Source organism: Actinomycetes bacterium (assembly GCA_035506535.1).
Taxonomy (GTDB): domain Bacteria; phylum Actinomycetota; class Actinomycetes; order DATJPE01; family DATJPE01; genus DATJPE01.
Genome location: DATJPE010000026.1, coordinates 1 through 19,153 on the forward strand (window position 1 = coordinate 1; position 19,153 = coordinate 19,153).

The window sequence follows — 19,153 nt, forward strand, 5'->3', positions numbered from 1 at the left end:
CTAGACGGTATGGGCTGACCGCTCGCTGAGTGGTTGCGGGCCGGGGCCTCGCTCACAAGATTCGTGGGTTGCCGAGTAGGGGCTGCCTGCTCGGCCTATCCGACACTTGTGGGAGGCCCCGGTGTTCATTGAGCGTACGAGCGTGGGCCTGGACGTGCACGCACGATCGGTTGCGGCTGCGGCGATCGATGGTGTGACCGGCGAGTTGTTCCAGGCCAGGCTGACCCCTGCGTATGAGCATGTCCGGTCCTGGCTGGAAGGGCTGCCCGGCCCGGTCGCGGTGGCCTATGAGGCTGGCCCGACCGGGTTCGGTTTGTACCGGCACTTGGTGGCTGCGGGGATCCGCTGCGAGGTCGCCGCGCCGTCGAAACTGCAGCGGCCGGCTGGTGATCGGGTCAAGACGGACGCGAGGGATGCCGTGCATCTGGCGCGGCTGCTGCGTCTTGATGAGATCACGCCGGTCGCGGTTCCGACCCTGGAGCAGGAAGCGGCGCGTGATCTGGTCCGGGCGCGGGAGGACTGCCGCAGCGATCTGATGCGCGCCCGGCACCGGCTCTCGAAGCTGCTGCTGCGGCACGGGATCGTCTACGACGGCGGGGATGCATGGACCCTCAAGCATGACCAGTGGCTGCGCACTGAGGCGTTGAGCGGGCTGGCGTCACCGGCGACCAAGCTGGCCTTCGACGCCCACTACGAGATGGTGCTGGCCACGAAGGCCCGCCGCGACCGCCTCGATGGCGCGATCGAGGCGATGGCGGCCGGCTCGGAGTTCACCGCACTCGTGCGCCGCCTCGGCTGTCTGCGCGGCATCAGCACGCTGACCGGGTTCGCGCTCGCGGTCGAGATCGGTGACTGGACCCGGTTCAGCGGCAACTCGATCGCCTCGTTCGTCGGCCTCACCCCGGCCGAGTACTCCTCCGGCGCCTCGCGCACCCTGGGGCCGATCACCAAGACCGGCAACGGGCACGCCCGACGGCTGCTGGTCGAGGCCGCCTGGCACCACCGCTCCCGCTACCGGGCCGGAAAGCCCCTGCGGGATCGTTGGGAGCTGGCACCGCCAGCAGCCCGCGTCCGCGGTGACGAGGGCAACCACCGGCTGCACCAGCGCTGGGTCAGGTTCATCGACCGGCGCAAGCGCAGCACTGTCGCCAACATCGCCGTCGCCCGCGAACTCGCCGGCTGGTGCTGGTCCCTGGCCGTCCTCGACGACCAATGACCCCCTGAGCTGCTTCCTCCAGGCACGGCTCGGTGGCAGCGCGTGGAGCGACCCGCGGCACTTCTATGAGCACCCCGACCACTCGGGTCACGCTCGGTCCTAGACACGCGGAAACGCTCCAGCCGAACCACCGTCCTGCGGTAACCAACCCGCGCATATCAGTCTGACCGCGCGTCGCCAACGACACGCTCGCCGAGACCACCCCCGAGGAAGCAAGAGGCGCCCGCCCCGGACCACCGGGACGGGCGCCTCACCACGCCTCTTGACAGCAGGTCAGCCCATATCAGAAGTCCATGTCCCCCATGCCGCCGCCGGCGCCACCGGCCGGCGCCGCCGGCTTCTCCGGCTTGTCGGCGATGACCACCTCGGTGGTGAGGAACAGCGCCGCGATGGACGCGGCGTTCTGCAGGGCGGAGCGGGTGACCTTGGCCGGGTCGATGATGCCGGCCTTGATCAGGTCCACGTACTCCCCGGTGGAGGCGTCGAGGCCCCAGCCGGTGTCGAGGTTGCGGACCTTCTCCGCCACGACGCCGCCCTCGTGCCCGGCGTTGACCGCGATCTGCTTGAGCGGCGCCTCGACGGCGATGCGCACGATGTTCGCACCGGTCGCCTCGTCGCCCTCGAGCTCCAGCTTGTCGAAGGCCGCGCGGGAGGCCTGCAGCAGCGCCACGCCGCCACCGGCGACGATGCCCTCCTCGACGGCCGCCTTCGCGTTGCGCACCGCGTCCTCGATGCGGTGCTTGCGCTCCTTGAGCTCGACCTCGGTCGCCGCGCCGGCCTTGATGACGGCCACGCCGCCGGCCAGCTTGGCGAGGCGCTCCTGGAGCTTCTCGCGGTCGTAGTCGGAGTCGGAGTTGTCGATCTCGGCGCGGATCTGGGCGACCCGGCCGGCGATCTGCTCGGCGTCACCGGCGCCTTCGACGATGGTCGTCTCGTCCTTGGTGACGACGACCTTGCGGGCCCGGCCGAGCAGGTCGAGGCCGACGTTCTCCAGCTTGAGCCCGACGGTCTCGCTGATGACCTGGCCACCGGTGAGGATCGCGATGTCCTGCAGCATGGCCTTGCGGCGGTCGCCAAAGCCGGGGGCCTTCACGGCCACCGACTTGAAGGTGCCGCGGACCTTGTTGACGACGAGGGTCGCGAGGGCCTCGCCCTCGACGTCCTCGGCGATGATGGCCAGCGGCTTGCCCGACTGCATGACCTTCTCCAGGACCGGCAGCAGGTCCTTCACGGCGGAGATCTTCGACTCGACGATGAGGATGTAGGGGTCCTCGAGCGAGGCCTCCATCCGCTCCGGGTCGGTCCAGAAGTACGGGCTGATGTAGCCCTTGTCGAAGCGCATGCCCTCGGTGAGCTCGAGCTCGAGACCGAAGGTGTTGCTCTCCTCGACGGTGATGACGCCTTCCTTGCCGACCTTGTCCATGGCCTCGGCGATCATCTCGCCGATCTGGGTGTCGGCGGCCGAGATCGAGGCGGTGGCAGCGATCTGCTCCTTGGTCTCGACCTCCTTGGCCAGGCCGAGCAGCTGCTCGCAGACCGCCTCGGTCGCCTTCTCGATGCCCCGCTTGAGGGCCATCGGGTTGGCGCCGGCGGCGACGTTGCGCAGGCCCTCGCGTACCAGGGCCTGGGCGAGCACGGTCGCGGTCGTCGTGCCGTCACCGGCGACGTCGTCGGTCTTCTTCGCGACCTCCTTGACGAGCTCGGCACCGATCTTCTCGTACGGGTCCTCGAGCTCGATCTCCTTGGCGATGGAGACACCGTCGTTGGTGATCGTGGGGGCGCCCCACTTCTTCTCCAGCACCACATTGCGACCGCGCGGGCCCAGCGTCACCTTCACGGCGTCGGCCAGGGTGTTCATGCCGCGCTCGAGGCCGCGGCGGGCCTCCTCGTCGAACGCGATGATCTTTGACATGGAGTGTCCGTCCTCCTGCAGCGCATCGTGGGGGTGCGGCGGCGCCCGCGACGGACGGCCTGGCGGCCTCGCCTCCGCGACCCTGAAGCTTCTGTCACTCTCAGGGTGAGAGTGCTAAGTCCTTGTCTAGCACTCTCACCCGCCGAGTGACAACCCGGGACTCCCACTTGTGGCGGCTCGCCCGTCTCTCACCGGCTCCGGAGTGACGGAGGACCCGCCACATGTGCGCCGACCCGGGCGGGCTCACCAGTCGTGGACGGTCCCGTCGGCGAGGCGGTTGAACGGCAGGTACGCCCGCTGGTACGGGTAGGCCGCCGCGGCCTGCTCGTCGAGCTCGACGCCGAGGCCGGGGATGTCGCCCGGGTGGAGGTAGCCGCCTTCGAAGGTGAAGGTCTGCCGGAAGACCTCGTTCGTGCGCTCGCCGTGGCGCATGTACTCCTGGATCCCGAAGTTGTGGATCGCCAGGTCGAGGTGCAACGCGGCGGCCATCCCCACCGGGGAGACGTCCGTCGGCCCGTGGATCCCCGACTTGATCTGGTACTGCGCGGCGAAGTCCATCAGCTTGCGCATCGGCGTGATCCCGCCGGTGTGGGTGACCGCCGAACGCACGTAGTCGATGAGCTGCTCGCTGATGAGCGTCTGGTAGTCCCAGACCGTGTTGAACACCTCGCCGATCGCGAGCGGCGTCGTGCTGTGCTGACGGACGAGACGCAGCGCCTGCTGGTTCTCCGCCGGGGTGCAGTCCTCGAGCCAGAACAGGTCGTACGGCTCCACGGACCTGGCCAGCCGTGCCGCCTGGATCGGCGTCATCCGGTGGTGCGCGTCGTGCAGCAGCGTCAGCTCGGGCCCGAACTGCGCGCGCACCGCCTCGAGGACCGTCGGGATGTGGCGCAGATAGGCAGCGGTGTCCCAGTCCTCCTCCGCCGGGAGCGCCTGCCGCCGCGCCGGCTCGTAGTCGTAGCGCGCGCCAGAGGTCGCCTGGGCGGCGACGCCGTACAGGGCCTTGATCCCAGGCACGGCGGTCTGGACGCGGATCGCCGTGTACCCGAGCTCCTGGTGCTCGCGGATTGAGTCGAAGAGCGACGGCAGGTCGAGCCCGCTCGCATGCCCGTAGGCGCGGATGCCCGTACGGCTCGCGCCCCCCAGCAGCTGGTAGACGGGAAGGCCGGCGACCTTGCCCTTGATGTCCCACAACGCCATGTCGACGGCGGCGATCGCCGCCATCGTGACCGGACCGCGCCGCCAGTACCCGCTGCGGTAGAGGAACTGCCAGGTGTCCTCGATGCGGTGGGCGTCCCGGTCGAGCAGGAGCGGCACCACGTGCTCGCCAAGATAGGTCGCCACCGCGAGCTCGCGCCCGTTGAGCGTGGCATCGCCGAGACCGGTGACGCCGTCCGACGTCGTGACCTTCAACGTCACGAAGTTGCGGTCCGGGCTGGTGACGACGACCTCGGCGGCGACGATGCGCAGGCTCATGACCCGATCCTCTCGCGGGTGACCGCCGCCACCAGGTCGGCGTCGTCGGGGAGGGAGGGATCGATCCGTGCCAGCATCTGCGCGATCGAGGCCGTGTCGCTGCGCGCGTACCCGGCCAGGATCCGCACCGCGGCCGCGGGCATGCGGCCGGCCGCCCGCTCGGCTCGCAGGACGGGGAGCACCCGGACCCGCAGCTTCTCCGGGCCGTCCAGGGCGATCTGGTCGAGGCGGTGCTCGATCGCCGGGTTCTCGAAGCGCAGGAGCAGCGCCTCGACGTAGGGCTCCAGGTCCGGGACCGCGACATAGGGCCGCGCCTCGTCCCACCACTGCCGCACCCAGTCGCGGCACCGGGGGTCCGCGATGGCCTCGGCCACGAGCCGATGACCGAGCGGTCGGCCGCAGTACGCGAGCAGGGAGTGGGCGCCGTTGAGCAGGAAGAGCTTGCGCGCCTCGTAGGGCGCGACGTCCTCGACGAAGCGCGCACCGGCGGTGTCCCAGCGCGGGTACGTCGGCCCCGGACGCGCCCCGATGACCCAGTCCGTGTACGGCTCCGTGACGACGACCAGCGGGTCCTCGTTCGCCGGCGTGATCCGGTCGACCACGGTGCTGACGTACCTCGCATTGGCGTCCACCCACGCGGCCAGCCCGGGATCGCCGAGCGTCCGGGCGGCGACGACGTCGCGCAGGACCTCCCCGTTGGCGGGCAGGTTGTCGCACGGGATCAGCGCGATCGGGCCGGCGCCGGCGGCCCTTCGCGCGCGCAGCCCGGCGACCAGCCGCGAGGTGACCGACGAGGGATCGTCGTCGAGGCGGTACGCGGGCTCGGTCACCGTCAGGGTCACGTAGCCGACAGCGGGATCGGCCCACAGCCGGAGCCAGGCCTCGGCGTCGGAGGCCACGTGGACCTCGGCGATCGACTCGACCACCTCGGCCGCGCTGCCGGTCGGACCCCGCACCTCCAGCCGGTAGAGGCAGTCGCCCACCGCCAGGGCCTCGGCCAGGTCGGGCCGACGGCCGGCGAAGGCCGCGATGCCCCACTCCTGACCGTCCACGGCAGCGTGCGTGTACCAGGCCTGATGCGCGCGGAAGAAGTTCCCGAGCCCGAGGTGCATCGCCCGGACGGGAGGGCGCGGGCGCGTACGGCGCAGCGAGGTCACAGGCCGAAGACCTCACGCGGCCGGCCGACGACGAGGTCTCGGGCGATCTCAACGGCCTCGTCCTCGTCCAGGCGATGCTCGGCGACGAGCCCGGCGAGGTGGCCGCTGTCGAGCCTGCGTGCCATGTCGTGACGTGCCGGGATCGAGCAGAACGCGCGCGTGTCGTCGATGAAGCCCGACGTGCGCGAGAACCCGACGGTCTCGGTCACCGCGGTCCGCCAGCGACGTACCGCGTCCGGGGCGTCGAGGAACCACCAGGGCGCGCCCACGTAGACGGCGGGGTAGAAGCCGGCCAGCGGCGCGATCTCGCGCGAGTACGTCGTCTCGTCGAGGGTGAACAGCACGAGCGTGAAGTTCGGGTGGGTGCCGAAGCGCTCGAGCAGGGGGCGCAGGGAGTCGGTGAACTCCACGCGCAGCGGGATGTCATGGCCGGTGTCGGGTCCGTACGCCTCGAACGTCGGACGGTGGTGGTTGCGGCGCACGCCCGGGTGCAGCGTCATCGTGAGCCCGTCCTCGGCCGACATGCGAGCCATCTCCAGCAGCATGTGCCGGCGCAGGCCGACGGCTTCCGCACCGCTCGCTCGGCCACGCATCGCGGCGGCGTAGACCTCCTCCGGGCGCTCCACCTCGGCGGTCCCGACGTCCTCGTGGCTGTGGTCGGCAGAGACTGCGCCGTGCTCGACGAAGTGGCGACGCCGAGCCTCCATCGCCGCGACCCAGCCGCGGTAGGTCGTCGTGTCCTCCCCGCTGGCCTCGGCGAGGGCGCTCACGTCGTGGGCCCAGGTCGGCGAGCCGACCTCCAGGTAGCGGTCCGGTCGAAACGTCGGGATGACCCGGCCGTGCCAGGTCGGGTCGATGCGCAGCGCCGCGTGAGCGGCCAGGTCGGCGACGGGGTCGTCGGTCGTCGCGAGCACGTCGATCCCGAACCGCTGGTAGAGCGCCCGCGGGCGAAGGTCGGCGGCCGCGAGCCGTCCCGCCACCTGGTCGTAGATCGCGTCCGCCGTCGCAGCGCTGGGTCGCACGGAGACGCCGAAGATGTCGACGAGCTCGGCCTCGAGCCAGTACCGGACCGGCGTGCCGGCGAACACCCGCCAGTTTGCGCACACCTGCCGCCAACCGGCACGCGCGGCCGACTCGTCGAGGTGGCCCCGCCCGACGCCGAGGTCGCCCAGCGGCACACCCGAGGCGTGCAGCAGCCGCGTCACGTAGTGGTCCGGGGTGACGAGCAGGCTGGCCGGGTCGGCGAAGGGCGCGTCGTCGAGCAGGAGCCGGGCCTCCACGTGCCCGTGCGGCGAGACGATGGGCAGGTCGCTGATCTCGCCGAGGATCCGCCGGGCGATGGCGCGCACACCCGGGTCGGGTGGCAGCAGCCGGTCCGGATCGAGCCTCAGCGGACGCGGATCGGACGTGGCCACCCGCTCAGCCTGCACCCAGCCCGCCGCCGATCGGACCGTCGACTCGTGGCGGGTCCTCCGTCACTGCGGGGCTCCGGAGTGACGAGCAACCCGCCACAGGTGGGTCGGGGGTTAGCTGATGACGCGGACGAGGTCCGCCTGCGGGCCTTTCTGGCCCTGGGAGATCTCGAACTCCACGCGCTGGTCCTGCTCGAGCGTGCGGTACCCGTCGGACTGGATCGCGCTGTAGTGGACGAACACGTCGGGGCCGTTGTCGACCTGGATGAAGCCGTAGCCCTTCTCGCTGTTGAACCACTTGACGACGCCCTGCGGCATGACATGTCTCCTGCTGGTGGCGGAACAGGTTGCGACGACCGTAGCGCCCGCGGGCGCCTCTGCGGAGGGGTTCGGATCAACCGCCCGCGACGGCGGGGATGATCGACACCGAGGACCCCTCCGGGGTCGGCGTCTGCAGGCCGGACGCGAAGCGTACGTCGTCGTCGTCGACGTAGACGTTCACGAAGCGCCGGATCGCCCCCGCATCGTCCAGGACACGTGGGCCGATGCCGGGGTAGGCCGTGTCGAGCGCGGCGAGGACCTCCGAGAGGGTGTCCCCGGCGACCGAGACCTCGGCCGCGCCGCCGGTGTACTGCCGCAGGATGGTCGGCACCCGCACGGTGACGCTCATCGGCCGTCCCCCGCCAGGCCCGCGGCCCGGAAGGCCTCCAGGGAGGCGGGGATGGTGGCCGTGGGGCGGGCCACCGCCTCGACGGCGTCGAGGGTCTTCAGGCCGTCGCCGGTGTTGAGGATGACCGTCTCCGCGTCCGGGTCGAGCAGGCCGGCCCGGAGCAGCTTGCGGGTCACGGCGACGGTGACCCCGCCCGCCGTCTCCGCGAAGATCCCCTCGGTGCGCGCGAGCAGGCGGATGCCCTCGACCACCTCCGCATCGCTGACGTCCTCGACGGCCCCGTCGGTGCGCCGGCAGACGTCGAGCGCGTACGGGCCGTCGGCGGGGTTCCCGATGGCGAGGGACTTCGCGATCGTGTCCGGCCGGACCGGGCGGACGACGTCGTGGCCGGCCTTGAACGCCTGGCTCACCGGGGCGCAGCCCGAGGCCTGTGCCCCGAAGATCCGGTACGGCGACGCCTCGACCAGGCCGAGCGAGCCCAGCTCGCGGAAGGCCTTGTCGACCTTGGTGAGCAGCGACCCGGACGCCACCGGGGCGACCACCTGCTGCGGCAGCCGCCACCCCAGGTCCTCGGCGATCTCGTAGCCCACCGTCTTCGAGCCCTCGGCGTAGTACGCCCGCAGGGTGATGTTGACGAACCCCCACGGCTGCTCGGCGGCCACCTCGGAGCACAGCCGGTTGACGTCGTCGTAGCTGCCCTCGACCGCTACGAGGGTGCCGCCGTAGACGGCGGTGGTGACGATCTTGCCGGCCTCCAGGTCGGCGGGGACCACCACGACCGAGCGCAGGCCGGCCTTGGCAGCGGCCGCCGCGACGGCGTTGGCCAGGTTGCCGGTCGAGGCGCAGGCCAGCGTGTCCAGCCCCAGCGTGCGGGCCGCGGCGAGCGCCACCGCCACCACGCGGTCCTTGAAGGAGTGGGTCGGGTTCCCGCTGTCGTCCTTGATCCACAGCGAGCGCAGCCCGAGCTCGCGCCCCAGCCGCTCGGCCCGCACCAGCCGCGTGCAGCCGGGGGCGAGGCCGGGCATGGACGCGATGTCCTCCGGTACGGGCAGCAGCGCGCGGTAACGCCACATGCTGCGCGGGCCGGACTCGATCTCGGCCCTGGTCAGCGCTCCGACCTCATAGGCGGTCTCGAGCGGCCCGAAGCAGTCCTCGCAGACGTAACTGGGGCCGAGGGGATAGGTGCGGCCGCACTCGCGGCACGACAGGCCGCACGCTCGACCGAAGCCGGCGGATGACCCGGTGCTGATCGACAGGGTGGTCCCGGTGTGGGAGCCGGGGGCGAGAACCGTCACGCGAAGAGCCTTTCTCCTCATCTTTCCCGCACGCCTCGTGGGGACGGACTTGGCACCAGTTCTGCGCGCACGCGGACGAGTGCGTCGCTCGATGGTTGCCGGGGCTTCACCGGGCCGTGTCCCTCTGCCCCTCTGGATGAGCGATCTTCAGTTGTCCGGGAATGCCGGCGCCGACTCGCGGCGCTGAACTCCCTAACGGACACTATGACCTACGCCGCCGGACGGACCATCATCCGTCCGGGTGGCGAGACGCCGTCTCGGCACCGCGCCGAGTCGCCGGGACGCGAGGAGGCAGCGGTGCGACCCGACGTGGAGCGCTGGTCGAGGCGCCGTTGGTCGCACGCCCACGACTGGCCAGTCCCTGCGCTGGTGGCGGCGAAGGGGACCACACGGGTGAGCGTGGTCCTGCCCGCCCTCGACGAGGAGTCGACGGTCGGCGACATCGTCGCCCGGATCCGCCGCGAGCTCGTCGAGGTGTCGCACCCGCTGGTCGACGAGATCGTCGTCATGGACTCCGGCAGCAGGGACGCGACCGCCACCGTCGCCGCGCGCGCCGGCGCGCGCGTGGTCGAGCGGGCCGACGTGCTGCCCGAGTTCCCCGTGCTCCCCGGCAAGGGCGAGGTGCTGTGGCGCTCGCTCGCGGCCACCGACGGGGACGTGGTCGTCTTCGTCGACGCCGACCTGGAGGACTTCTCCGCCTCGGTGGTGACCGGGCTGCTGGGCCCGGTGCTCACCGACCGTTCGATCTGCCTGGTCAAGGGCGCGTTCGACCGCCCGTGGCGGGTCGGCGACGACGTACGGCCCACGGGCGGCGGCCGGGTGACCGAGCTGGTGGCGCGGCCCCTGCTGAACCTCTGCTGGCCGGAGCTGGCGGGAGTGGCCCAGCCGCTGGTTGGCGAGTACGCCGCCCGGCGGGGGCTGCTGGAACAGCTGGCGTTCCCGACCGGGTACGGCGTCGAGCTGGCGATCCTCGTCGACACCCTGGCCCTCGCGGGGCTGGACGCGATCGCCCAGGTCGACCTGGGGGTCCGACTCCACGCCCACCAGGACGACGCGGCGCTGGGCCGGATGGCTGCGGAGATCTGGCAGACGGCGCTGCGCCGCCTGGGGGCCGACGCGGCGATCCGGGGGGCGGCGCTGACCCAGTTCGACCGAGCCGACGGCGAGCTGGTCCCCCGCACCCACGACGTGTCCTCCGTCGAGCGCCCGCCCCTCGTCCAGGTGCCCGGCTACCGGCGGGCGTACGCCCCGCGCGCGGCCTCCTGACGCCCCGACTAGCCTCGATCGGGTGCCGTCAGCGACCACCGTCCTCGTCGCCAACCGCGGGCCGGTGTCCTTCCGGCCGGCCGAGGACGACCGGCTGCACGTCGTTCGCGGGGGAGGCGGGCTCGTCTCGGGCCTCAGCGGCGCCGACGAGGGCTCCGCGCTCGTGGTGTGCGCGGCGCTGTCGGACTCCGACCGCCACGCCGTGCGCCGCTCGCGGACCGGGCGCCTCGAGGATCTCGTCGGCGTCGAGGAGCTCGGCGGCACCCCGGTGCGGATGCTCGACCTGGATCCGGTGACCTTCACCCGTGCCTACCAGGTCGTGGCGAACTCGACCCTGTGGTTCGCCCACCACATGCTGTGGTCGGCACCGTCGAGACCGGTCTTCGACCGCTCCTTCGCCCGGGACTGGGAGGCCTACGAGGCCTACAACGCGGCGTTCGCCGACGCCGTCTCGGAGGAGGCCGGGCCGGGGGCGCACGTGCTGGTCCAGGACTACCACCTGACGCTGGTGCCCGAGATGCTGCGGACGCGGCGCCCGGACCTGCGCATCGGGCACTTCTCGCACACGCCGTGGGCGCCGCCGGAGTACTTCCGGCTGCTCCCCGAGCGGATGGGCCGAGCCATCCTGGAGGGGCTGCTCGGGGCCGACTCGGTGGGCTTCCACACTCGGCGCTGGGCGGAGGCCTTCGTTCGCTGCTGCGCGGACACCCTCGGCGCGGGGGTGGACGGCCGGGCCGACGACGGCCCGCTGTCGGTACGCCACCACGGTCGCCGGGTGCGCGTCGACGTCAACCCGCTCGGTGTGGACGCCCCGGCCCTGCGCGCGCGCGCCGCCGCCCGGGACGTCGAGGTCCGCCTGGAGACCCTGCGCGAGCAGGTCGCCGACCTTCGGGTCCTCGTGCGGGTGGACCGCACGGAGCTGTCGAAGAACATCGTGCGCGGTCTGCTCGCCTACCGCGAGCTGCTGCTCACCCAGCCGCAGTGGCGCGGTCGGGTGGTCCACCTCGCGTTCGCCTACCCGAGCCGGCACGACCTGCCCGAGTACCGGGCGTACACGGCCGAGGTCATGAGCACCGCGCGCGCGATCAACGACGAGCTGGGCAGCCCCGGATGGGCGCCGGTGCTGCTGCACGTCGAGGACGACTACGCGCGCTCGCTGGCGGCCTACCGGATGGCCGACGTGCTGCTGGTCAACCCCCTGCGCGACGGGATGAACCTGGTCGCCAAGGAGGGGCCGGTGCTGGCCGAGCGGGGCTGTGCCCTGGTGCTCTCCCGGGAGGCCGGCGCGGTGGACCAGCTGGGCGAAGGGGCCTTCCTGGTCAACCCGTTCGACGTGTCGGGGACGGCCGAGGCGCTGCACGCGGCCCTGAGCCTCCCCGAGGCCGACCGCCGGGAGCGCGCGAAGCGCCTCGCCGAGGCCGCGGGCGCGCACCCCCCGTCGGCCTGGCTGCGTCGCCAGCTGGACGCGCTGGCCTGAGCCCGCGACCGGGGTCAGGGACGCGTGAGCTGCTCGCTCAGCCAGGCGAGGAGCGCGACGACCTCCTCGGGGCCGTCGAGCACGACATCGGCGGCGACGGCCACCCGAGGCTCCTCGGTCGAGGAGCTGGCCACCAGCAGCGCCGCCGGTCCGCCGGCGGCGCGCGCCTCGGCCAGCACGGCGAAGGCCGGCAGGTCGGCGGCGTCGTCGCCGATGCACACCACGCAGGTCGGGTGACGCTCGGCGAGCAGGGCACGGACCGCCCGGCCCTTGTCGCTCCCCGGGGCCCGCAGCTCGAGCACGTAGCGGCCGGACTCCACGAGCAGGCCGTTGCGACCCGCCACCTCCGACACGGGGGCGCGCAGCCGCGCGAGCGCCCCTGCGGGATCGGCCGCCGGTCTGGTGTGCACCGCTACCGCGAGGCCCTTGTCCTCCACCCAGGCGCCCGGCTCCGCGGCCGCCAGCGCGGCCAGCGACGCGCGCGCCTCGGCCAGCCCCGCGGGCGGCGTCGGCTCGGGCGGGGGACCCCCGGACCACCGCTGCGCTCCGTAGAGCCCGAGCACCTCGACCCCCTCGACCCGGCCGAGGTCGGCCACGTGCAGCAGCCCGCTCACCTCTCGGCCGGTCACGACCGCCACCCCGCCGAGCACGCGCGCCAGCTCGGCCAGGGCCTCCAGCGCTCCCGGCTGCGGCGCCGCACGGGCGGGGTCGTCGACGATCGGGGCCAGCGTCCCGTCGTAGTCGCTGACCAGCAGGGCCGAGCCGGGCGCCCGCAGCAGCTCCTCGATCGCCGCCCGGCCGGCCCGGCCGCGCGGTAGCGGGGGGACGGACACCCGGTGCCTAGCCGGGAGGGTCGTGCAGGACCACGGTCAGGTGGTTCGGGAGCATGTGCTGGACCAGGTGCCGAACGCGGGTCACGTGCAGGTCGGCCGCCAGGCGCAGAGCTCGGTCGTACTGCCCGTTCGGGTAGTAGACCGTCGTCGCGGGGATCTCGCCCGTCCAGTTGCCCACGCCCGTGACCGGCCAGCCCAGCGCGCGCAGGCGGGCCGCGACCGAGGCGGCCAGCCCGCGGATGGGCGTCTCGTTGAGCACGACGACGTCGAAGTCCCTCGAGACCGCGGGGACGCGGCGGCTCGGGTGGGCCGACGAGCCGGCCGACGACGAGGTGGACGGCTTCGCGCTCGCCTTGCTCGACGCCGTACCCGAGGCCGTCTTCGACGCCTTGCTCGACGGGGTGGCGGACGGCTTGCCGGAGGCTGTGGCCGACGGGCTCGCCGTGCTGCGGGTAGCGCTCGGGCGCCCGCTCGACGTCGCGACACTCACCCGCGGCGAGGCCGAGATGGCAGCCCCCGGGGTCGAGGAGGTCGTCGTGTGCGGGCGCAGCCAACCCACTACGCCGACCGCGACGAGGACGATGACGGCGGCGGTGCCCACCGCCAGCGCCACCATGCGACCCGCGGGCACGGCCGGCGTCGTGGCCCGGTGGGACTTGGGCGGCCCCCCGCCCGGCGGTGGCGCGCCGGTGGTCACGCCTCGATGCCGAGCCGGCGCGCCGATCTCGCGCGCTGCCGCGCGGCCCGGACGCGCCGCAGCCGCTTGACGAGCATGGGGTCGGCCGCGAGCGCCTCAGGGGAGTCGATGAGCCGGTTGAGCACCTGGTAGTAGCGCGTCGCCGACATCCCGAAGAGCTCGCGCATCGCCTGCTCCTTGGCGCCGGCGTACTTCCACCAGTGGCGCTCGAAGGCGAGGATCTCGCGGTCCCGCTCGCTCAGGGCGCCGCCCTGGGCTGCGTCGGTCCGGGCGGACTCGGCCAGCGACAGGGCGTCCATGGGTCTCCTCGCGGGCGGTCGCAGCGGGTCGAAGGTCCGCCCCCGGGTCCGTCGCCCGGGGCCGATGGTGATCGGTGGGCGGACCGGGCTTCCCCTCCCGCCCCGCCCACCGATGAGCGCATCGTATGCCTCGAACCACACCGATGTCATTCGCCGCTCCGGTGTGCCGTCGAGTGGCAAGTCCGCCCGAACGGCCGACCTCTTGGGGGTCGCGGACGGGTGCGCCACCCGCGAGAATTCCTACGCCTGCCCGGGCGTCGGTAGGCGTCATCGGCAGGGGGGTCATCGCATGCGTGGCCGGGGACGGGCACTGGCACGCGCGCTCGTCGCGCTCGTCGTCGTCGTGCCCGTCGTCGCGGCGCTGCTGCCCGCGAGCTCGGCCAGCGCCGGGGCGACGTACGCCCTTCGGGAGAGCTCCTCCCCCACGCGCGGGGCCGCCCGCGCCCTGCAGGGCGCCACGCTGACCGGTGGGGCGTACGTCTTCGTGGGCCCGACGACCCACGTCCGCAGCGTCGCGTTCTACGTCGACGACACGCACCGGACGAAGGCGCCGCGTCGGATCGACACCTCGGCGCCCTTCGACCTCGTGGGCGGCACCTCCACCGCCGCCCGGCCGCTGTGGACCAGTGCCCTTCGCGAAGGCACCCACCACCTCACCGCGCTGGTCACGACGACCCGGGGCCGGCATCTGGTGCTGCAGAGCGTCTTCCTCGTGCGCAACCGGCCCAAGCCGCCCACGGCGGTCACCGCGACGGCCGGAGCGGGCCGGGTCACCCTGACCTGGCGCTCGGCGGGCGGCACCACGGCCGGTTTCGAGATCTATCGCGGGCCCTCTAGCCCGGTGGCCCGCAGCCACCCGCTCGACACCCAGGTCTTGGGGTCGCGGGTGCGTTCCTATGTGGACACGACCGCGCTTCCCGGTCGGACCTACCGCTACGTCGTCGTCGCGGTGAGCGCCCACGGCCTGCGCTCGGCCTCCTCGGCGACGGTCACCGGCGGCGCCCTGTCCACGGCCGCGCCCCCGGTGCCGTCAGACGTGCGCGCAACGCCCGGCTCCGGGCTCATCACAGTGTCCTGGGGCAGCGGCGGCGGGTCCACCCAGGGCTTCGACGTCTACCGGTCCACCTCCTCCGACGTGGAGCTGAGCCGTGCGCTCAACGCCACGCGCCTGCCCGCCACGGCGCGTTCGTTCCTCGACATCGACGTCGCGCCGGGACGGACGTACTACTACGTCGTGGCCGCGGTCGGCGCCGACGGGGCACGCAGCGCGCCGTCCGGCGTGGCGTCGGCGAGCCTGCTGAGCGAGGCGGTCCAGCTCTCGACCGACACCCCCGTGCTCTACACCGCGCGGTACACGACCGCGACGAGCAGCGTCATCGTGACCGACACCGGGGACGCGCAGCTTCACGTCTCGGCCGTCAGCGTCACCGGTGGCAGCGCCTTCACGGTGTCGCCGGCCGGAGCCTTCGTGCTCGACCCCGGAGGCTCGCGGACGGTGACGGTGTCGTTCTTGCCGACGGCCAACGGGCCGCAGCGGGCCACGCTGCACGTCCTGAGCGACGACCCCGACACCCCCGACGCCACGCTCGGGCTCGGCGGCCTCGCCATCAACGACCCGGTCGGGGGCGAGCCGTCCCTGCAGTGGATCATGGACGCGTACGGCCTCTCGGCGGTCGACGGCGACCCCTCACCGTCGACGTACCCCCTCGACGCGTCGGCGATCCCGCCGAGCAACGGGGTCCTCGTCACGGGCTTCACCGTCCACGACGACAGCGCCCCCGTGACGGTGACCGCCCTGGGCGCCTTCGTGGACCCCAGCACGGCTGGGGACCCGACGAAGGACCCCGCGTGGGGCTGGGAGGCCGCCGGTGACGCCCCGGGTGCGGCGACCGCGTCCTACACCGTGCGGCGGGCCTTCATCGGGACGACGTACTCCCTCGCGCCGGGCGGGCCCTTCTCGCTCTGGACGCGGGTCGAGGGGATCACGCTGCGCACCGACCGCGACTCCGCGGCGGACCCCGACTACATCGCCTTCCCGGTCGCCGGCTCCCCCAACACCTACGTGCTGGCCGACGACACGGTGGGCGGGCCGACCGACGACTGGAACGACCTGCCGCTGCTGCTCACCAACGTCGACCTGGTCGCGGTCGACTGAGCCGGCATCACCCGTTCGGCGGACATCGGCTCCCCCGGTCGACCGCCCCCACGGAGCACTTCCGGTCACACTCCGCTCGCGGGTGCCAGCAGTCCTCCTCGCGGCCTTCCGGGAAGCGGATGGGCGGGTGAGAATGCCAGATCGCAGCGGCAGGGGGAAACAGGACCGATGAGGCTGGTGAGGGCGGCATACGGCGTCACCGCGGGGGTGACGCTGGCCGCAGCGGTCCTCACCGGGGTGGTCGCCCCGGCGCATGCCGCGATCGGCTACCGCCTCTACGTGAGCACCCACCCCAACCGCTCCGGTGCCGTCGCGCTGAACGGGGACCGGGTCCACGGCCTCGTCTACGTCTTCGCCAAGCCCGGCTACGGCGCGCTCCGCGTCCGCTTCTACATCGACGACGTGCACCACCGGAAGGCGCCGGTGCACGTCGAGACCACGCCGCCCTACGACCTGATGGGCGGGTCCCCGAAGCACCCCGGCGCGTTCCACACGGCCACCCTCGCCAACGGCAAGCACACGATCTCGATCGTGGTGGAGCAGCCCAACAAGCAGCGCTCGACCTACACCGCCACCTTCACGATCGCGAACCCGGTCAAGCCGCCGCCCGCGCCGACGCACGTCAAGGCCACCGCCGGCAAGGGCCTGGTCACCGTGACGTGGCACAGCGGCGGCGGTCGTACCGCGGGCTTCTTCGTCTATCGGGGCTCGAGCTCGCACGTGTCCCTGCACCATCCGGTGAGCTCCCGGCTGAGCCGAAGCGCTCGCTCGTTCGTGGACTACTCCGTGACGAGCGGGAAGCGCTACTACTACGTCGTCCAGGCCGTCGCATCCACCCAGGGGCGCGCGGCGAGCAAGGGCGTGCGCAGCGGGACGGTGAAGGCAGCAGCGAAGCTCTCCTTGGCATCGGTGACGGCCGTGGGCGGCTCGGGAGCGGTCCGCCTGACATGGGCGGCGAAGGGCGCGGCCAGCATCCGGGTCTATCGCGCTACGTCCTCGGTCACGCTGCACAGCCATCTGGTCAAGACGCTGTCCGGGGCCGCCACACACTTCTCCGACACCACGGTGAGCAACGGCACGACGTACCACTACCTCGTGCAGGCCCTCGCCGGGACCAAGCACGTCGAGAGCGCGTCCGTCGAGGCGGTCCCCGTCGCCGCCCCCACATCGGTGACCGCGACCGGCGGGCCCACCGGGGTCACGCTGGGCTGGTCGCTCGCCAGCACCGCCGGTGAGACCGGCATCGCGGTCTACCGCTCGACAACGACGCCGGTCGCCCTCACCGGCCCCCTGGCCACCCTCGCTGCCGGTGTCACGACCTACACGGACGCGAGCGCCGCCGTCGGGACCACCTACTACTACGTCGTCTCGGCCCAGTCCGCCGCGGGTCACGCCGAGGGCGGCTCAGGCGCGGCCACGCCGGTGGCCGCCCCCGTGGTCGGCACCGCCGGCGGAGACGGGACCGTCACCCTGCACTGGACGGCGGGGGGTACCGGGGTCACCGGTTATGAGGTCTTCTCAGGCGCGACGAGCAGCGCGGCCACGATCACGTCGGGGTCCCCCCTCGCCTCCCTGCCGGCGAGCACCGGCACCTACGTCGACAGCGGCCTCACCGACGGGGTGGCGCGCTACTACCTCGTGCGGGCGCTCTCGGCCGGCGGACAGGCCGACTCCACCGTCCACGGGGTGACCCCGGTCGCCGCGCCCACCGTGACGCCCAGCGTGGACACCCACGGGCAGGTGCACCTGACGTGGACATCGAGCAACGAGCCGCCGGTCACCAGCTACCTGGTCTTCCGCGGGATCAACGCACCGCCGACGTCGACCTCCAGCACGAGCGCCTACGCGAAGGTCGCCGCGGGGACGACCACCTGGGCCGACCCCGGCACCGGCGTCACGCAGGACGACGGCACGACGTACTACTACGTCGTGCAGGCCTACTACTCCGGCGCCCACGCGAACTCCGCGGCGGTCCAGGCAACCCCGCTCCCGTCCCCGCCGAGCAAGATCGTCAACTTCGAGGCCTCCGCCGGCGGCAACGCCGGCGAGATCGACCTGATCTGGGACAGCGCGGACGACTTGACCGCCCAGATCGCGATCTACCGGTCGACGACGTCGGGCCAGCTGGGGACGCTCGTGACGACGCTCACCGACCCGACCCTCGTCGTCTACTCCGACACCGGCCTGGCCTCGGGCACCACGTACTACTACACCGTGCGTGCGATCAACCCGGGCGGCCACACCGACTCCGACCAGGCATCGGCCACCGCGCCGTGACGGGCGGTCTGGGCTTGCCGCCTCGAGCAGGAGACCCAGACCCGGCACGCTCTCCCGCGAAGACCCTCCGCACACGCGTGAACGCATTGGGTACCACCGCTCGACCAAGGGATGAACGGCGGGAGACAATCGCCCGACCAGGTGCCGACCGGCATCAGAGCAGCCGACGGGACGCGGGGGGAGACCGCGATCCGCAGGCCTGGACGGGGGGACTCCCGGCATGAGAAGGCGCAAGGCCATGCCCGCTGGCAGGGTGCTGCTGGCCGTACTAGCGGTGCTCGCGGCCCTGCTCGGCGCCGTCTGGGTGGCGCCCGCGAACGCGGCGGCGGCGTACGCGCTGAAGGTGTCCGCCGCACCGGACCGCTCCGCGCCGCGCTCGCTGGCGGGTGGCACGCTGTCCGGTCGCGTGTACGTGTTCCTCGCCCCGACCACCGACGTGCGCCGCGTCGCGTTCTACCTCGACGACCCCAAGCGCACGCACAAGGCTCGAACGGTCGACACCTCGGCGCCCTTCGACCTGGTGGGCGGCACGGCCGACGCGGCGCTGCCGTACGCCACCACCGCGCTCAAGGACGGCAAGCACACCCTCACTGCGGTGCTCACGCTGACCGGCGGGACGAGCAAGGTCGTCTCGGCCACGTTCACCGCGAAGAACCCCGTCCCGGCGCCGAAGGCCACGGCCGCCAAGGCGGGCAACGGCCGAGTGACGATCACCTGGGCCTCGGGCGGAGGGGTCACCACGGGATTCGACATCTACCGCTCGACGACCAGAACGATCCGCTACACCAAGCCGCTGAACGCCAAGCTGCTGCCCAGGACCGCGTCGAGCTACGTCGATCGCACCGTGAAGAACGGCAAGCGGTACTACTACGTCGTCCGCGCGATCAGCCCCAAGCACCACGCCACCTCGGGGGCCAAGGTCTCCGCTCGACCGCTCGTCCCGCCGAAGGTCCCGACCGAGGTGAGCACGCTGTCCGGCGACGGCACGGTCGAGGTGAGCTGGCACGACGC

The 19,153-nt window shown here is 72.6% G+C and carries 16 protein-coding genes and 1 riboswitch; of the genes, 6 read left to right on the forward strand and 10 right to left on the reverse strand.

Features of this window, described 5'->3' with window-relative positions:
- Positions 1-121 precede the first annotated feature (121 nt).
- Complete coding sequence (locus VMI11_03310) at positions 122-1,216, forward strand: IS110 family transposase (protein ID HTY71434.1); 1,095 nt, start codon at positions 122-124, stop codon at positions 1,214-1,216.
- Between the two features lie 283 nt (positions 1,217-1,499).
- Here VMI11_03310 and groL read toward each other — a convergent pair whose 3' ends face one another.
- The 7 genes from groL to thrC form a co-directional block, all read right to left on the reverse strand.
- Positions 1,500-3,128, reverse strand: a complete 1,629-nt coding sequence (groL, locus tag VMI11_03315) for a chaperonin GroEL (GenBank protein HTY71435.1) — start codon at positions 3,126-3,128, stop codon at positions 1,500-1,502.
- Between the two features lie 243 nt (positions 3,129-3,371).
- Complete coding sequence (gene manD, locus VMI11_03320; protein HTY71436.1) at positions 3,372-4,598, reverse strand: D-mannonate dehydratase ManD; 1,227 nt, start codon at positions 4,596-4,598, stop codon at positions 3,372-3,374.
- A gap of 2 nt (positions 4,599-4,600) precedes the next feature.
- A complete protein-coding gene (locus VMI11_03325) occupies positions 4,601-5,716 on the reverse strand; it encodes a mannitol dehydrogenase family protein (protein HTY71437.1) in 1,116 nt (371 codons plus the stop codon).
- A 41-nt stretch (positions 5,717-5,757) separates the two neighbouring features.
- Positions 5,758-7,176: a glucuronate isomerase gene (gene uxaC, locus VMI11_03330; protein ID HTY71438.1), complete on the reverse strand. Its 1,419-nt coding sequence runs from the start codon at positions 7,174-7,176 to the stop codon at positions 5,758-5,760.
- Between the two features lie 111 nt (positions 7,177-7,287).
- Positions 7,288-7,491 (reverse strand): cold-shock protein, encoded by a 204-nt coding sequence (locus VMI11_03335; protein HTY71439.1) that lies wholly within the window; start codon positions 7,489-7,491, stop codon positions 7,288-7,290.
- 76 nt (positions 7,492-7,567) lie between these two features.
- Entirely contained in the window at positions 7,568-7,843 is a 276-nt protein-coding gene (locus tag VMI11_03340) for a MoaD/ThiS family protein (GenBank protein ID HTY71440.1), read from the reverse strand.
- On the reverse strand, positions 7,840-9,138 hold the full coding sequence (gene thrC / locus VMI11_03345; GenBank protein HTY71441.1) for a threonine synthase: 1,299 nt from the start codon (positions 9,136-9,138) through the stop codon (positions 7,840-7,842). The genes VMI11_03340 and thrC overlap by 4 nt, the downstream gene beginning before the upstream one ends.
- A 14-nt stretch (positions 9,139-9,152) precedes the next feature.
- A riboswitch (SAM riboswitch) is annotated at positions 9,153-9,281 on the reverse strand.
- Between the two features lie 154 nt (positions 9,282-9,435).
- Here thrC and VMI11_03350 point away from each other — a divergent pair.
- Together VMI11_03350 and VMI11_03355 are read left to right on the forward strand one after the other, a co-directional pair.
- Positions 9,436-10,404, forward strand: a complete 969-nt coding sequence (locus tag VMI11_03350; protein HTY71442.1) for a glucosyl-3-phosphoglycerate synthase — start codon at positions 9,436-9,438, stop codon at positions 10,402-10,404.
- A gap of 22 nt (positions 10,405-10,426) precedes the next feature.
- Positions 10,427-11,881, forward strand: a complete 1,455-nt coding sequence (locus tag VMI11_03355) for a trehalose-6-phosphate synthase (protein ID HTY71443.1) — start codon at positions 10,427-10,429, stop codon at positions 11,879-11,881.
- 14 nt (positions 11,882-11,895) lie between these two features.
- Here VMI11_03355 and otsB read toward each other — a convergent pair whose 3' ends face one another.
- From otsB to VMI11_03370, 3 genes are all read right to left on the reverse strand, one after another.
- A complete protein-coding gene (gene otsB / locus VMI11_03360) occupies positions 11,896-12,714 on the reverse strand; it encodes a trehalose-phosphatase (protein HTY71444.1) in 819 nt (272 codons plus the stop codon).
- Positions 12,715-12,721: 7 nt separating this feature from the next.
- A complete protein-coding gene (locus tag VMI11_03365; protein ID HTY71445.1) occupies positions 12,722-13,345 on the reverse strand; it encodes a LytR C-terminal domain-containing protein in 624 nt (207 codons plus the stop codon).
- Positions 13,346-13,407: 62 nt separating this feature from the next.
- Complete coding sequence (locus tag VMI11_03370; GenBank protein ID HTY71446.1) at positions 13,408-13,710, reverse strand: DUF3263 domain-containing protein; 303 nt, start codon at positions 13,708-13,710, stop codon at positions 13,408-13,410.
- 289 nt (positions 13,711-13,999) lie between these two features.
- Between VMI11_03370 and VMI11_03375 the strand changes: the two genes are divergently transcribed.
- The 3 genes from VMI11_03375 to VMI11_03385 all read left to right on the forward strand — a co-directional run.
- The gene (locus VMI11_03375) at positions 14,000-15,865 is read left to right on the forward strand and encodes a hypothetical protein (protein HTY71447.1); all 1,866 of its coding nucleotides are present in this window, start codon (positions 14,000-14,002) and stop codon (positions 15,863-15,865) included.
- A 168-nt stretch (positions 15,866-16,033) separates the two neighbouring features.
- The gene (locus tag VMI11_03380; GenBank protein ID HTY71448.1) at positions 16,034-18,142 is read left to right on the forward strand and encodes a hypothetical protein; all 2,109 of its coding nucleotides are present in this window, start codon (positions 16,034-16,036) and stop codon (positions 18,140-18,142) included.
- Positions 18,143-18,380: 238 nt separating this feature from the next.
- The coding region (locus tag VMI11_03385) for a hypothetical protein (GenBank protein HTY71449.1) at positions 18,381-19,153 on the forward strand (773 nt) is incomplete at its 3' end.

Excerpts from the sequence above, each read along its gene's own strand:
- groL (HTY71435.1), bottom strand. The coding sequence starts at position 3,128 with ATGTCAAAGATCATCGCGTTCGACGAGGAGGCCCGCCGCGGCCTCGAG.
- VMI11_03325 (HTY71437.1), bottom strand. The coding sequence starts at position 5,716 with ATGCACCTCGGGCTCGGGAACTTCTTCCGCGCGCATCAGGCCTGGTAC.
- VMI11_03335 (HTY71439.1), bottom strand. The coding sequence starts at position 7,491 with ATGCCGCAGGGCGTCGTCAAGTGGTTCAACAGCGAGAAGGGCTACGGC.
- VMI11_03340 (HTY71440.1), bottom strand. The coding sequence starts at position 7,843 with ATGAGCGTCACCGTGCGGGTGCCGACCATCCTGCGGCAGTACACCGGC.
- VMI11_03370 (HTY71446.1), bottom strand. The coding sequence starts at position 13,710 with ATGGACGCCCTGTCGCTGGCCGAGTCCGCCCGGACCGACGCAGCCCAG.
- VMI11_03375 (HTY71447.1), top strand. The coding sequence starts at position 14,000 with ATGCGTGGCCGGGGACGGGCACTGGCACGCGCGCTCGTCGCGCTCGTC.
- VMI11_03380 (HTY71448.1), top strand. The coding sequence starts at position 16,034 with ATGAGGCTGGTGAGGGCGGCATACGGCGTCACCGCGGGGGTGACGCTG.